The 14,051-nt window shown below is 64.8% G+C and carries 17 protein-coding genes; 10 read left to right on the forward strand and 7 right to left on the reverse strand.

Features of this window, described 5'->3' with window-relative positions:
- Positions 1–20: 20 nt before the first annotated feature.
- Positions 21–1,094 (reverse strand): ferredoxin reductase, encoded by a 1,074-nt coding sequence (locus tag A9W95_RS06770; protein ID WP_067409983.1) that lies wholly within the window; start codon positions 1,092–1,094, stop codon positions 21–23.
- A gap of 70 nt (positions 1,095–1,164) precedes the next feature.
- Between A9W95_RS06770 and A9W95_RS06775 the strand changes: the two genes are divergently transcribed.
- Complete coding sequence (locus tag A9W95_RS06775; protein ID WP_067409986.1) at positions 1,165–1,839, forward strand: TetR family transcriptional regulator; 675 nt, start codon at positions 1,165–1,167, stop codon at positions 1,837–1,839.
- Positions 1,840–1,842: 3 nt separating this feature from the next.
- Here the strand turns inward: A9W95_RS06775 and A9W95_RS06780 are convergent, their stop codons facing one another.
- From A9W95_RS06780 to A9W95_RS06790, 3 genes are read right to left on the reverse strand one after another with little or no spacing between them, the layout of a single operon-like run.
- Positions 1,843–2,205, reverse strand: a complete 363-nt coding sequence (locus A9W95_RS06780; RefSeq protein WP_067409988.1) for a hypothetical protein — start codon at positions 2,203–2,205, stop codon at positions 1,843–1,845.
- A 38-nt stretch (positions 2,206–2,243) separates the two neighbouring features.
- Positions 2,244–2,996 carry an SDR family NAD(P)-dependent oxidoreductase gene (locus A9W95_RS06785; protein ID WP_067409990.1) on the reverse strand — a complete coding sequence of 251 codons (753 nt, stop codon included), beginning with the start codon at positions 2,994–2,996 and terminating at the stop codon, positions 2,244–2,246.
- 27 nt (positions 2,997–3,023) lie between these two features.
- Positions 3,024–3,629, reverse strand: a complete 606-nt coding sequence (locus tag A9W95_RS06790; protein WP_067409992.1) for a GNAT family N-acetyltransferase — start codon at positions 3,627–3,629, stop codon at positions 3,024–3,026.
- 62 nt (positions 3,630–3,691) lie between these two features.
- On the opposite strand from A9W95_RS06790, the gene A9W95_RS06795 reads away from it, so the two are divergent.
- The gene (locus A9W95_RS06795; RefSeq protein WP_067409994.1) at positions 3,692–4,795 is read left to right on the forward strand and encodes a F420-dependent hydroxymycolic acid dehydrogenase; all 1,104 of its coding nucleotides are present in this window, start codon (positions 3,692–3,694) and stop codon (positions 4,793–4,795) included.
- A gap of 7 nt (positions 4,796–4,802) precedes the next feature.
- Here A9W95_RS06795 and A9W95_RS06800 read toward each other — a convergent pair whose 3' ends face one another.
- Positions 4,803–5,714, reverse strand: a complete 912-nt coding sequence (locus A9W95_RS06800) for a cation diffusion facilitator family transporter (protein WP_067409997.1) — start codon at positions 5,712–5,714, stop codon at positions 4,803–4,805.
- 130 nt (positions 5,715–5,844) lie between these two features.
- Between A9W95_RS06800 and A9W95_RS06805 the strand changes: the two genes are divergently transcribed.
- Positions 5,845–6,429, forward strand: a complete 585-nt coding sequence (locus tag A9W95_RS06805; protein WP_067410005.1) for a hemerythrin domain-containing protein — start codon at positions 5,845–5,847, stop codon at positions 6,427–6,429.
- Positions 6,430–6,485: 56 nt separating this feature from the next.
- Here the strand turns inward: A9W95_RS06805 and A9W95_RS06810 are convergent, their stop codons facing one another.
- Positions 6,486–7,382, reverse strand: a complete 897-nt coding sequence (locus A9W95_RS06810) for a manganese catalase family protein (protein WP_067410007.1) — start codon at positions 7,380–7,382, stop codon at positions 6,486–6,488.
- Between the two features lie 130 nt (positions 7,383–7,512).
- Between A9W95_RS06810 and A9W95_RS06815 the strand changes: the two genes are divergently transcribed.
- Positions 7,513–8,229, forward strand: coding sequence for a GAF and ANTAR domain-containing protein (locus A9W95_RS06815; protein ID WP_067410009.1), 717 nt, complete (start codon positions 7,513–7,515; stop codon positions 8,227–8,229).
- A gap of 83 nt (positions 8,230–8,312) precedes the next feature.
- Positions 8,313–9,608, forward strand: a complete 1,296-nt coding sequence (locus A9W95_RS06820; RefSeq protein ID WP_067410011.1) for an acyl-CoA dehydrogenase family protein — start codon at positions 8,313–8,315, stop codon at positions 9,606–9,608.
- Positions 9,609–9,720: 112 nt separating this feature from the next.
- On the opposite strand, the gene A9W95_RS06825 is transcribed toward A9W95_RS06820, so the two are convergent.
- On the reverse strand, positions 9,721–10,176 hold the full coding sequence (locus A9W95_RS06825; RefSeq protein WP_067410013.1) for a MaoC family dehydratase: 456 nt from the start codon (positions 10,174–10,176) through the stop codon (positions 9,721–9,723).
- A gap of 36 nt (positions 10,177–10,212) precedes the next feature.
- Between A9W95_RS06825 and A9W95_RS06830 the strand changes: the two genes are divergently transcribed.
- The 5 genes from A9W95_RS06830 to A9W95_RS06850 form a co-directional block, all read left to right on the forward strand.
- A complete protein-coding gene (locus A9W95_RS06830; RefSeq protein ID WP_067410015.1) occupies positions 10,213–10,710 on the forward strand; it encodes a metallophosphoesterase in 498 nt (165 codons plus the stop codon).
- 18 nt (positions 10,711–10,728) lie between these two features.
- On the forward strand, positions 10,729–11,190 hold the full coding sequence (locus A9W95_RS06835; RefSeq protein ID WP_067410017.1) for a MarR family winged helix-turn-helix transcriptional regulator: 462 nt from the start codon (positions 10,729–10,731) through the stop codon (positions 11,188–11,190).
- Entirely contained in the window at positions 11,187–12,017 is an 831-nt protein-coding gene (locus A9W95_RS06840) for an ATP-binding cassette domain-containing protein (RefSeq protein WP_067410024.1), read from the forward strand. Before A9W95_RS06835 ends, A9W95_RS06840 begins: the two co-directional genes overlap by 4 nt.
- Positions 12,007–12,834, forward strand: coding sequence for an ABC transporter permease (locus A9W95_RS06845; protein ID WP_067410027.1), 828 nt, complete (start codon positions 12,007–12,009; stop codon positions 12,832–12,834). The genes A9W95_RS06840 and A9W95_RS06845 overlap by 11 nt, the downstream gene beginning before the upstream one ends.
- Before the next feature lie 227 nt (positions 12,835–13,061).
- Positions 13,062–14,051, forward strand: a 990-nt coding sequence (locus tag A9W95_RS06850) for an esterase family protein (protein ID WP_082982941.1), incomplete at its 3' end; no start/stop codon positions are given.

Consider the following 14,051-nt stretch of genomic DNA (forward strand, 5'->3'; position numbering starts at 1 on the left):
TTGGTGTGGTGGCCATGGCGTTAGAGAGACATTTCGACGTCGCCGACCGGCACCGACACGCAGATCTGTACGTCTTCGTCGGCTCCGGTGGAGACCGCGCCGGTGACCAGGTTGCGAACGGTCCCGACGGTCTTGCGCCGCGTGCAGGTGTGGCAGATGCCCATCCGGCACCCGTTTTCCGGTGTCAGCCCCGCCGATTCGGCCTGCTCGAGCAGCGAGCGGCCGTCGTCGACGACATCAACCCCACTGTCGGCAAAGGTGATTCGACCACCCGACGGATTGGCCGGCGTCTCGATGACCGGCGGCACGAAACTTTCGGTGAACACATTTTCACAGTGCTCCCGCACACCGTCTACCAAAGTGGCCGGGCCGCAGACGAACACCGCGTCGGCGGACGGCATGGCCGCGGCCAGGTGGTCGGCCCCGAAGCGGCCCACCAGGTCGCCGGAATCGGCGCGGGTGTAGCCGTACAGCACCCGCACACCGGGTAGGCCCGCCAGCTCGTCGCGGTAGCACGCCTCGGCGGGGGTCCGCGCGTAATGGAGGAACGCGATCTCTGCTCCGCTGACTTGCGGGTGGCCTTCGGCGATCAGCGTGCGAAGCATCGCCATCACCGGGGTGATGCCACTTCCGCCGGAGACGAACAGGATGCGGCGGGGACGCTGAGCCGGCAGGACGAAGTCGCCGCCCACCCCGGCCAAACCCACCACCATGCCGCGACGCGCGCGTTCGTACAGGTAGGTGGAGACCAGCCCGCCGTCGTGGCGACCGATGGTCAGTTCGAGCTTGCGGCTGCCCTCAGCGTTGGCCGGCGAATAGCAGCGGGTGTGCCGGCGACCGTCGATTTCGACCGTGAGGTTGACGTACTGCCCCGCCCTGACGGTGTAGGTCGACGTGAAGGCGTCGTTGGGGACGAGGGTCAGCGTGACGCTGCGTGGCGTGGTGCGCCGGACGTCGACCACCTTGGCGCGGGCCTCACCGAGGGTCCACGTGGGCGCCACCAGTTCGGTGTAACGGTCGACGCCGTGGGGTCCGGTGAGCAGATCCAGGAGGTCGGAACCCAGCACTCGCTTCTTCAAAGTTTGAGTGAACATATGTACACGGTGCAACGTTCAACCGCAGGTAGTCAAGGTTTTTTCGCCGCTTTGTGGTAGGGTTCACATAGTGAACGGTCGTACTCCTACACCACAGTCTCGGCGGTCGGGCCGAGACCGTGACCGCGACAGCCCGTCTCGGGGCGAGCGCAAGGAGGCCACCCGCCGGGCCATCATCGCCGCGGCACTCAAGCTGCTTCAGGACCGCAGCTTCAGCGGCCTGAGTCTGCGCGAGGTGACCCGCGAAGCGGGCATCGTCCCTGCGGCCTTCTACCGTCACTTCGAGTCGATGGAAGCCCTGGGGCTGGTTTTGATCGACGAGTCCTTTCGCCACTTGCGCGACACCCTGCGCGGCGCGCGCGCCGGCAAGCTCGACCCAAACCGGGTGATCGAATCATCCGTCGAGATCCTGGTGGCCAGTGTCGCCGAACGCCGAGAACATTGGCGCCTCATCGGCCGGGAACGTAACAGCGGACTCTCGGTCCTGCGCTATGCCATTCGCACCGAAATCCGGCTCATCACCTCCGAACTTGCTACCGACTTGGCCCGATTCCCGGGACTCAACGAGTGGAGCACCGAAGACCTCAACGTGTTGGCCACGTTGTTCGTCAACGCGATGATCGTCATCGCCGAAGCCATCGAGGACTCGCAGAGCGCCGAAGCGCGAGAAGAAATTCGACGCATCGCCGTCAAACAACTTCGGATGATCGCCGTTGGTGTGGCCGGCTGGAAAAGCCGGCCTTAGTCGCTACTCGACTTGCTCGTCGACGACTTCGTACAGCGAGTCGCCGTCTTCGGGGGCACCCGAGACCTGTCCTCGGTGCGCACGCCCGGGCAGCGCGTCATCGGGGTCGGCGTTCAGATCGTCGCTGGGCGGCACGTCCGGTTCTTCGGCGGCGAGCCGGCTGTCGAGGGGTTCGCCCTCTCGGGCTTCCCGCGCCGTCATGCCGAATTTGTCGGCCTCGCTCCAGCCCTCCGGCGGGTCGACGACAATGTCCCCGTCGTCGTTGTGCAACTCGTCGGAATCGGTCGACTCTTCTGCATTCAGCGTGTCTCCGGGGCCACCCTCTTCGGGGAAGTCGGCGGGATCCACTAGGTCGCCACTAGTCATGGGCCAACGATTGCCCTCTGTCTCCGGTAGCTAAACGCTCACACCGTCAGTGGGTAGCCGCCGCAAACCTTCAGCGTCTCGCCGGTGATGAACGACGCTTGATCCGAGCACAGATAGAGCATGGCCGCGACGACGTCGTCCATGGTGCAGATCCGGTGCACCAGCTGCAGCTCGTGCACGAAGTCGTCGACCAGCGACCGCGGCACGTCGGCCAGGGCGCTTTCGGTGTTGGTCAGGCCCGGCGCGATGCCGTTGACGCGAATGAGGTCGGCCGACAGTTCGGTGGCGAAGGCGACGGTCAGCCCCCGCACCGCGAGCTTGGAAACCCCGTACGCGGTGTTGCTCATGAATCCGGCCGATGACGCCATGTTCAGCACCACACCGCCGCCGCGGTCGCGCATCGAATCCCGGCATGCCAGAGTGCAATTGACCACGCCCATGACGTTGACGTCGAACAGACCTCGCACATCGGCACGCGACAGCGCACCGAATGGCCGGCTGTACTTCATCAAATGCCGGCCCGCGTTGTTGATCAGGATGTCGATTCCGCCGAATCTCTCGACTGTTGCCGCGACGGCGGCGTCCACCTGCGCCTCGTCGGCCACGTCACACCGCATCGCCCAGGCTCGGGCACCGTCAGCCTGCAGATCCGCCGCGGTGCGGCGGGCGCCCTCGGCGTCGATGTCGGCGAGCGCGACACTGGCTCCTTCCTCGGCCAGCGCCCGGGCGAACGCCCGGCCCAGTCCGATGGCGCCGCCGGTGATGAACGCAATCTTGTTCTCGAACCGCACGCACCAAACCTATCGCGGCTCCTGCGCTCAGCGAGGGTTTCGCCACATCGCCCACAGCGGCGGCCCGCCATTGGGCAGCGGCATCTCACGGGTCACCGTGAAGCCGAAACGTTCGTAGTAGGGCACATTTTCGGGTTTGCTTGATTCCAGGTAAGCCGGCGCGTATTCGGCGTCGCACCGGTCCAGCCGCGAGCGCATCAGCACCTGCCCGAAGCCTCGACCGCGCACCGTCGGATCACTGCCGATGGCGGCCAGGTACCAGTGCGGCTCTTCCGGGTGCTCGCGCTTCATCATGTCCTGCACCGCCCGGGCCTGACCGGCCCGCACCCCGAATATCCGCAGGAACGCCGGGGTTTGCGCCAGCTGCTGCCAGGGGGTCTCTTTCCACTTGTGCGGCGGCGCCCACAGTGCCGCCGCCCCGATCGCCGACCCCTGGCAGGCCACTTCCACACCGCCGGCGGCCAGGTACTGGTGGCGCGTGATTGTGGCGAACAACCGCGACAACTGCTTCAGTCGCGCATTGTCGTCGGGCAGGATCCACATCATGACGGGATCGTCGTAGAACGCGCGGGCCAAGGTGCGGGACAATTCCCGGACATCTGCCTTCTGTGCCGGGCGGGTCTGCGGGGCCATGTCGATCAGGCTAGTCCGGGCACTCGTGTGGCAGGTTTCGCGGCGGCGGGTACTCCGGATCAATGGCCGACTTCTCCAGACGGGCGTTCGGGCGCATGGCCGCCGGAGCGGGTGTGCTCGGCGCTGGCGGGGTGGCCGCCGGTTGCCACGCCGGCAGCGAGCGCGGTGCGCCCGCCAGCCCGGCACCGGCACCGGCACCGGTCAAAGGCGTTGGCTTTGTGTTGGCGCACGAGCAATTCCGCACCGATGAATTGGTGGCCCAAGCCAAGGCCGCCGAGCAAGCCGGATTTCAGTATGTGTGGGCCAGTGACCACTTGCAGCCCTGGCAGGACAACCAAGGTCATTCGATGTTCCCGTGGCTGACACTGGCTCTGGTAGGCAATAACACCAGTCGGGTTTCGTTCGGCACCGGGGTGACCTGCCCTACCTACCGCTACCACCCGGCCACCGTCGCCCAAGCCTTCGCGTCGCTCGCGATCTTGAGTCCCGGCCGGGTGTTTCTGGGTGTGGGCACCGGTGAGCGACTCAACGAGCAAGCCGCAACCAACACCTACGGCAACTACGCCGAGCGACACGACCGGCTGGTCGAAGCGATCCAACTGATCCGCCAGCTGTGGAGCGGTGAGCGAATTTCCTTCACTGGCAAGTACTTTCAGACCAACTCCCTGAAGCTCTATGACTTGCCTACCACTCCCCCGCCGATTTTCGTGGCCGCCGGGGGTCCGAAGAGTGCGACGCTGGCCGGCCAGTACGGCGACGGGTGGATCACCCAGACCCGCGACCTGAAAGACCCCAAACTGCAAGCCGCTTTCGCCGCAGGCGCCCAAGCCGCCGGACGTGACCCGGCCACGCTGGGCAAGCGCGCCGAGTACTACGCCGTCGTGGGTGACCGCGACCAGGCCAATCGCAGCGCCGCCATGTGGCGATTCACCGCGGGCGCGGTCGATCAACCCAACCCGGTGGAGATCCAGCGCGCCGCCGAGTCCGCCAACCCGATCGACAAGGTGCTGGGCAACTGGACCATCGGCACCGACCCTGGCCCGCACATCAGCGCGCTACAGGCAGTGCTGGACGCCGCAGCGGTCCCCTTCATCCACTTCGCCCAGGACAATCCGCTAGCTGCGATCGACTTCTATCGCAACAACGTCTTCCCGAAGCTGCACTGACCCGCTCTCAGCGCTGCTCGACATCTGGCTGCAAATAGACGGCCCGCACCATGGGCACCGCTTCGCGGATCCGCGCCTCGGCGGTTCGGATGGCGTCGGCCGCGACGCCGATGTCGATCTCGGGACCCAGCACCACCTTGGCGGTGACCAGCAGTTCGTCGGGCGCCAGGTACTGGGTGCGCATGTCACTGACGCCGTTGACGTGCTGGGTCTGCTCCAACGCCGAGCGAATCATGGTGAACTGCTTGGCCGTCGCGCCCTCGCCGATCAGCAGGCTCTGCGTTTCGAAGATCAAGATGAACGCCACGCAACCGAGCAGCGCGCCAATACCCAGGCTGCTGAACGCATCCCACATCGGGTTGTGGGTAATCGTCGTCAGAATCACACCCGTGAACGCTAGCGCCACGCCGATAACGGCCGCGCTGTCTTCGAGCAACACCACGGCCGGCTCAGGCGTACGGAAATTGCGGATGAACTGCCACCAGCTGCTCGAACCCTTCAGCTTGGCCGATTGCGCGCCCGCGGTGCGCAGGCTGATGCTCTCGAAGACCGCCGCCACCACGAGGATGGCGATGGCCACCGCCGGTGTGGTCAGCGGCTCCGGGTGGGTGAGTTTGTGATAACCCTCGTATAGCGCGACGACCGAACCGATGACGAAGACGGTCAACGCCACGATAAACGAATAGAAGTATCGACTGCGTCCATAGCCGAACTGGTGCAACGCATCTGGGCTTCGATGCGCTCGCCGCTTGCCGACCATGAGTAGCAGCTCGTTGATACTGTCGGCCAGCGAGTGCTGAGACTCGGCCAGCATCGCCGAACTGCCGGTTATCAGGAAGCCGACGAACTTCGCGGCGGCAATCCCGGCGTCGGCGCCAAAAGCAACCAGAATTGCTTTCGTCGTGCCGTCGGCCGCCATTGCGTACAGCTACCCTCGGGGCCATCGGGCCAAACGACTGCGCCAGCCGCTTCCGCAGGCAGTTTCAACGCTTCCGGCCTGGGTATGCGGACCCCACTCACCGACTGCAGCCCAATCGGAAGGGGACGTTATGGATGCAATCACTTTTCTACGCCAGGACCATCAGAGCGTGCTCGGATTGTTCGAGACGCTCGACGGCGCGCCGTCCGGGGCGGGCGCCGAAGCCAGCGGTCTGGAGACCGTGGTGAACAACTTGATCATCTCCGAGTCGCAGCACGAGGCCATCGAAGAACAGTTCTTCTGGCCCGCCGTCCGCGATGCGCTCGATGATGGTGACGAATTGGCCGACAAGGCCATCGAGCAGGAGCAGGCCGGTAAGAAGCTGCTGCAGCGGTTGGAAGACGGCAAACCCGGCGAGCCCGATTACCACGAAGCGCTCCAAGAATTCGTCAAACTCGGCCGTGAACACATCGCTTACGAACAGGACGTGGTGTGGCCGCAGGTGCAAGCGGTGATCAGCCGCGAGGATCTGGAGAAGATCGGCGAAAAGCTGGAGGCGGCGAAGAAGGTCGCGCCGACCCGCCCGCACCCGGCCACCCCACCCAATCCGGCGGTGCTCAAGACGATGGGGATGGGCGCGGCGGTCATGGACCACGTGCGTGACGCCTTAACCGGGCGCTCCGAGGACAACCCGCCGGACCCGCAGGTCAAGTAACCAACGTAAAGGCCGGGCGTCGGATTGCGCGACGCCCGGCCTTCTTGGTGTCAAGGTCAGTTGGTCGGAATCCGCTGCTCGTGGGTGAAGGGCTTTTCCCCCTGCACAGCGGGCGAGCCGTCGGGGGCCCGCTCGGCGCCCTTGTTCTGGCGCGCTTCGCTGCCCAGCCACTCCTGCTCGGGCTTCTCCACATACCGCCATTGCATGCCCTCGGGCCACGGGCCCTGGCCTTCGTTCCACGGGCCACGGATCGACTCGCCACCGCCGTTGGACATGTTGAAGGCGACGTTCTGGAACCGGTCGTCGCCGGGCAACTGGCCGGGCGGGAAGTTCACCGGCAGCTCGTTGAGCGCGGCAGTGAATTGCTGGAAGTGGGCGACCTCACGGGTCATCAGGAAGGTCAGCGTGTCCTGCACACCCGGGTCGTCGGTCATCTGCTTGAGGTATTCGTAGACGATCTTGGCGCGCGATTCCGCGGCGATGTTGTTGCGCAGGTCGACGGTCGGGTCGCCGTTGGCGTCGATGAAGGCGCCGGTCCAGTTGTTACCCGCGGAGTCCTTGACGTCCGGCCCGCCGCCGCTGAGCACCAAGAACATCGGGTTGACCGCAACCGAGTTGATGATGCTGTCGCGCCCGTCGGCGCTGGCCACCGCGGGCATCCAGTCACACCGCTGATTGGCGATGTGCAGGTTGTCGTTGAGGCCGTCGAGCAACATGGTGATCATCGATCCGACCATTTCGAGGTGGCTGAGCTCCTCGGTGGCGATGTCCATGAACAGGTCGTACATCTTCGGGTTCTTCTGCCGCAGCACGAACGCCTGGGTGAAATATTGCAGCGCGGCGGTCAGTTCGCCGTTGGCGCCACCGAATTGGTCCATGAGCAGCGACGCGAACCTGGGATCTGGCCGGTCGACACGGACTTCGAATTGCAGGTCTTTGTTGTGAATGAACATGACGCCTCCCTGACGGGCTAAGACTTTGGGCTGGTTCGAGCGCCCGTGTACCCGTCAAGTTGCCGGCTAAACCTGGATGAAGACCCGTGGGCCTGGTTCGGTAGGCAGGCATCGGGCACAATGCGGACCTATGGATGATCCAGACCGCAAGCACGACCTGGCTAAGCACATGGCCGAACTTGCGCGCAGCATGGCGGCCCCGCGTGCGGTCAACGACATCCTCGCCGAGGTCACCAACGCGGCCGTGGACTTGATCCCGGCAGTCGATGTGGCCGGGGTGCTGCTGGTGAAGAAGGGCGGGGAGTTCGAATCCCTCGCTGACACCGATGGGGTGGTCGCCAAGCTGGACAAGCTGCAGCACGACTTCGGCGAAGGCCCTTGCGCAGAGGCCGCGCTGAGCGAAACAGTGGTGCGGTCCAACGACATGCGCACCGAGGGCCGGTGGCCCCGCTATGCGCCTGCCGCGGCTGACCTCGGCATCCTCAGCAGCCTGTCGTTCAAGCTGTACACCGCCGACCGCACCGCCGGCGCGCTGAATCTGTTCAGCACCCGCAACAACGCCTGGGACGTCGAAGCGGAGACGATCGGTGCCGTGCTCGCCGCCCATGCTGCCGCGGCGATCTTGGCCGGGCGTCACAGTGAGCAGATGCAGTCGGCACTGGCCAGCAGGGATCGCATCGGTCAAGCCAAGGGCATCATCATGGAGCGTTATAGCGTCGACGAAGTGCGCGCTTTCGAGATGCTGCGCGTGTTGTCGCAGGAGAACCAGACCAAACTCGTGGACATTGCGCAGCGCGTCATCGACACCGCGGCAAGGGCGCCTGAATCGCCTTCCTCCGCGCGCTGATCCAGCGCCCGGGCCGCATCTAGGATGGTGTGGCTTCAACATCGATGCCGGTGCGACGGTGCGCCGGGGAACGGTTGCCTACGATGTGGGACTTCGAAACAGATCCGGACTATCAGGCCAAGCTGGACTGGGTCGAGAAATTCATGGTCGAGGAACTCGAACCGCTGGACCTGGTGGCGCTCGACCCCTACGACAAGAAGAACGCCGACATGATGGCGGTGCTGCGCCCACTGCAGCAACAGGTGAAGGATCAAGGGTTGTGGGCCGCGCACTTACGGCCGGAACTCGGCGGGCAGGGCTTCGGTCAGGTAAAGCTGGCGCTGCTCAACGAGATTCTGGGACGCTCGCGGTGGGCACCGTCGGTATTCGGTTGCCAGGCACCGGATTCCGGGAACGCGGAGATCCTGGCGCTGTTCGGCACCGACGAGCAAAAGGCCCGCTATCTGCAGCCACTGCTGGACGGGGAGATCACGTCGTGCTACTCGATGACCGAACCGCAGGGCGGATCAGACCCCGGCCTGTTCGTCACGTCCGCGACCCGCGACGGCGAGGACTGGATCATCAACGGCGAGAAGTGGTTCTCCACCAACGCCAAGCACGCGTCGTTTTTCATAGTGATGGCGGTGACCAACGCCGAGGCCCGCACGCACGAGAAGATGTCGCTGTTCATCGTTCCGGCCGAGACACCGGGTATCGAGATCGTGCGCAATGTCGGCGTGGGCGCGGAGTCGTCGAAGCGCGCCAGTCACGGCTATGTCCGCTACAACGAGGTGCGGGTACCGGCCGACCATGTCCTGGGCGGTGAAGGGCAAGCGTTCATGATCGCCCAGACCCGACTCGGCGGTGGCCGCATTCATCACGCGATGCGCACGATCGCGTTGGCTCGCAAGGCTTTCGACATGATGTGCGAGCGCGCGGTGTCACGTCAGACCAGGCACGGACACCTGTCGGATTTCCAGATGACCCAGGAGAAGGTGGCCGACAGCTGGATTCAGATCGAGCAGTTCCGCCTGCTGGTGCTGCGCACCGCCTGGTTGATCGATAAGCACCACGACTATCAAAAGGTGCGCCGCGACATCGCGGCCGTCAAGGTCGCCATGCCTCAGGTGCTGCACGACGTGGTGCAGCGGGCCATGCATCTACACGGGGCGCTCGGTGTCTCCGACGAGATGCCGTTCGTCAAGATGATGGTGGCCGCGCAGTCTTTGGGCATCGCCGACGGCGCGACCGAGTTGCACAAGATGACGGTGGCTCGGCGCACGCTGCGTGAATACCAGCCGGTGACAACGCCTTTCCCGTCCCAGCACATCCCCACCCGCAAAGCCGAGGCCGAGGCCCGCCTGGCCGCGCGCCTCGAGCACGCCATCGCCGAGTTCTAGCGCCCCTCCCCGGGCCCCCTCCCCCCTTTGCGGCGAGCAGACACAAAATCGCACTATTCGGGCCCAAAGCGTGCGACTTTGCGTCTGCTCGCGGGGGTTAGGTCTCGCGGGGTTAGGTGACGTAGCGAACGAGGCTTTCGGCCACGCAGGCCGGCTTGGGCGAGCCCTCCACCTCGACGGTGGTCGAGACCGTCGCCTGTACCGCCCCGTTGCCGACGTCCTCGACATTGACCAGCGAAGTCTGCGCCCGCACCCGCGAGCCGACCGGCACGGGAGCCGGAAAACGAACCTTGTTGAGGCCATAGTTGATTGCCAGCTTGATGCCCTTGACGGTGTACATGTCGTGCTGCAGGCGGGGCAGCAAGGACAACGTCATGAAGCCATGCGCAATGGTCTTGCCGAACGGACCCTGGGCCGCGCGTTCCGGGTCGACGTGAATCCATTGGTGGTCCCCGGTCGCATCGGCGAACTTGTTGACGTCTTCTTGGGTGATGGTCACCCAGTCGCTCTGCCCGATGGTCTCGCCCGCCGCCGCGGCGAGATCGGCGACTGATTCGAAGGTGCGCATGGCTCTCTCCTCTGTTCGCGGGTAAGCATAGAACCTGTGCAGTTGCTGCTGATTGCCGATACGCACGTTCCCAAGCGGGCGCGAGACCTACCGCCACAGGTGTGGGACGAAGTGGACAGCGCCGATGTCGTCGTCCACGCCGGCGACTGGGTCGCCGTCGAACTACTCGATCAGCTGGAAGCCAGGGCCGCCCGGTTGGTCGCGTGTTGGGGCAACAACGACGGACCCGAGTTGCGGGCCCGGCTACCTGAACGCGCGGACGTGACGCTGGACGGGCTGCGGTTCACGGTGACGCACGAGACGGGCGCCACCACCGGCCGGGAGGCGCGCATGTCGCGGCTTTACCCCGACACCGACGTCTTGATCTTCGGCCACAGCCACATCCCGTGGGATACCACCACAGCCACCGGCTTGCGGTTGCTCAACCCCGGGTCGCCGACGGATCGCCGCCGCCAACCGCATTGCACGTACATGACCGCGACGGTCCACAAAGGCGCATTGACCAGCGTGAAGCTCATCAAGCTAGAAAGATAGTTCTGCTACAGAGCTATTATGGGTGGGGTGGAAACCCGCACCGATCTGGCCGCCGACGTCACCCGTGTCATCGGCAGATTCCGGCGCCATCTGCGGCGGTCGGCAGGCACCGGCTACGCGGCGGGCCGCCTGTCGGAATCCCATGCCGAGTTGTTGCGGCTGGTCACCTATCGACCGGGACTTTCGGTGAGCGCGGCCGCCCACGAGCTGGGGTTGCAGCCCAATACGGCGTCCACGATGGTGTCTCGCCTGGTCAGTGAGGGATTGCTAGAGCGTCACAATGACGCCATTGACCGCCGCGTCGGCCGGTTACGGCTCACCGAGTCGGCCCAGCATGTGATGGATGCCTCCGCCGCAGCACGCCGTGCGGTGGTATCCGAACTGCTCGAACAGCTTGACGAGGGCCAACTCGGGGTATTGGCAAAAGGATTGGAGGTCCTCGAAGAGATGACCAGAATGCTGCAGGAACGGTCGACATGAGCGCACCCACGATGCTGGCCATCGACTGCCAGAACCTGACCTACCGCTACGGCCAGTCCACCGCCGTGGACGATGTGACTTTCCAGGTCCGGCCGGGCGAGACGATGGGTTTGCTTGGCCCCAACGGCGCGGGCAAGACCACCGTCGTACGCGTGTTGACCACCCTGGCCCCGGTGCAGCAAGGTCAGTTGCGCATCTTCGGCCTGGACGCACGCCGCGAGACCATCGACATCCGTAGCAACATCGGCTATGTGCCGCAACAGCTTTCGATCGAAACGGCGTTGACGGGCCGGCAGAACGTCGAGTGGTTCGCCCGGCTGTACGGGGTGCCGCGCAGTTGCCGCGATGAGCGGGTCAACGAGGCGTTGGCGGCGATGGATCTACTCGACGTCGCCGAGCGCTTGGCTTCGTCGTACTCCGGCGGCATGGTGCGCCGCTTGGAGGTGGCGCAGGCGCTGGTCAACCGTCCGTCGCTGCTGGTACTCGACGAACCGACCGTCGGGCTTGATCCGATCGCCCGTGACGGCGTTTGGAACCAGGTACAGAAGATGCAGGCCGAGTACGGCATGACGGTCCTACTGACCACGCACTACATGGAAGAAGCCGACGCGTTGTGTGACCGTGTCGCGCTGATGCACCGCGGCGCCTTGCAGGCGGTGGGAACACCCGATGAGTTGAAGTCGACGGTCTCACCAGACGCCACCCTCGAGGACGTGTTCCGCCACTACGCCGCATCAGGCCTGTCCGAAGACTCATCGGGATCAACGGACTCCTCCGGAATCCGCCAGATCCGTTCCAGCAGAAGGGCTGCCCGCAATGTCGGTTGACCGAGCAGTGCCCACCGTCGACGTCCAACTGGTGCGTGCCCCCCGCGGCATGGCGCGAATTGGCGCGACGTGGAGCCGTATCGCCGCGTTTTCGATCGTGGAACTGCAGAAGCTGCAGCACGACCGCACCGAATTGATCACCCGCATGGTGCAACCGGCGCTGTGGCTGTTGATCTTCGGGACGACGTTCAGCCACCTCCACGTGATCGACACCGGACCGGTGTCCTACCAGGCCTTCCTCGCGCCGGGAATCATCGCGCAGTCGGCGCTTTTCATCTCCATCTTCTATGGCATACAGATCATCTGGGACCGCGACGCCGGCGTCTTGGCCAAACTCATGGTGACACCGTCGCCCGCCTCGGCGCTGATCACCGGCAAGTCGTTCGCGGCCGGGGTGCGCTCGGTCGCCCAGGTCGTCGGGGTGTTGGTGCTGGCGTACCTGATGAACGTCGGCCTGACGGTCAACCCGCTGCGGATTGTTGCGGCGATGGCCGTCGTCATGCTGGGCGCCGCATTCTTCGCCTGCCTGTCGATGACACTGGCCGGATTGGTACGCAACCGCGATCGTCTGATGGGCATTGGGCAAGCCATCACCATGCCGCTGTTCTTCGCGTCGAATGCCCTGTATCCGGTCGACGTGATGCCAGGGTGGTTGCACGCGCTGAGCACGGTCAACCCGCTGAGCTACGAGGTCGACTTGTTGCGCGCACTGCTGATCGGCACCCCGTTCCACGCGATGGACGTCGCCGTGCTGGTGGTGGCGCCGGTGCTCGGAATCGCCACGGCCTCAACACTTATCCGGCGCCTGGTGGCCTGAACCGCGCAGTAGCGGATCCCCTGACGCATGGCCAGGCGGCGCAATAGAGCTGCAAGCCAATCGTTATCGAACCGCGTCGATTCTGCGCCGAGGCTCAATCGTTAGCCAACCGCGATGTGGCGCGACGGCGTTGACAATGCAACCCCCCGTGGCCTCTGTGTTTCACTCGCCCCAGAACGAAATCGACCGTCGCAAGCGGCAGAGGAAAGTTGGGGTGGGCTAACGCCATGAAGTTCGTCGAAAAGCTGTGTGGCACAGCGACAACCATGTCGCGCCGGCTGGCTATCGCGGGTGCGGGGGCTGCTCTGTTGTGTGGTTTGGTCGGCGCCGTGGGCGATTCGGCGACGGCATCCGCATTTTCCAAGCCGGGCCTCCCGGTGGAGTACCTGCAGGTGCCCTCGCCGTCGATGGGCCGCAACATCAAGGTCGAATTCCAGGGCGGCGGCCCGCACGCGGTCTACCTGCTGGACGGTCTGCGCGCTCAAGAGGATTTCAGCGGTTGGGACATCAACACCCCGGCCTTCGAGGAGTTCTACCAGTCCGGGCTGTCGGTGATCATGCCGGTCGGCGGCCAGTCCAGTTTCTACAGCGACTGGTACCAACCGTCGCAGGGCAACGGCCAGAATTATACCTACAAGTGGGAATCGTTCCTGACCCGGGAGATGCCGACCTGGCTGCAGGCGAACAAGGGCGTGTCGCCGTTCGGCAATGCGGCAGTTGGGCTTTCGATGTCGGGCGGCTCGGCGCTGGTGTTGGCGTCCTACTATCCCCAGGAGTTCCCGTACGCCGCGTCGCTGTCAGGCTTCTTGAACCCCTCCGACGGTTGGTGGCCGACGTTGATCGGATTGGCCATGAACGACTCCGGCGGTTACAACGCCAACAGCATGTGGGGACCGTCGACCGACCCCGCCTGGAAGCGCAACGACCCGATGGTGCAGATTCCGCGGCTGGTCGCCAACAACACCCGCGTCTGGGTGTACTGCGGCAACGGCACACCAAGTGACCTCGGCGGCGACAACATGCCGGCGAAGTTCCTGGAGGGTCTGACGCTGCGCACCAACCAGCAGTTCCAGAACACCTACGCCGCCGCCGGTGGAGCGATCAGCTTGTTCGTCAACGGAACTCAGATGTTGGCGGTTGCTACGACGATCTGTGCGGTGACAACCGGATATACCTACTTTCACGCCGACCGGCGCGGGCTGTGGGACAAGGCCGCC

The sequence above is a fragment of the Mycobacterium sp. 1423905.2 genome (genome assembly GCF_001673155.1).
Taxonomy (GTDB): Bacteria; Actinomycetota; Actinomycetes; order Mycobacteriales; family Mycobacteriaceae; genus Mycobacterium.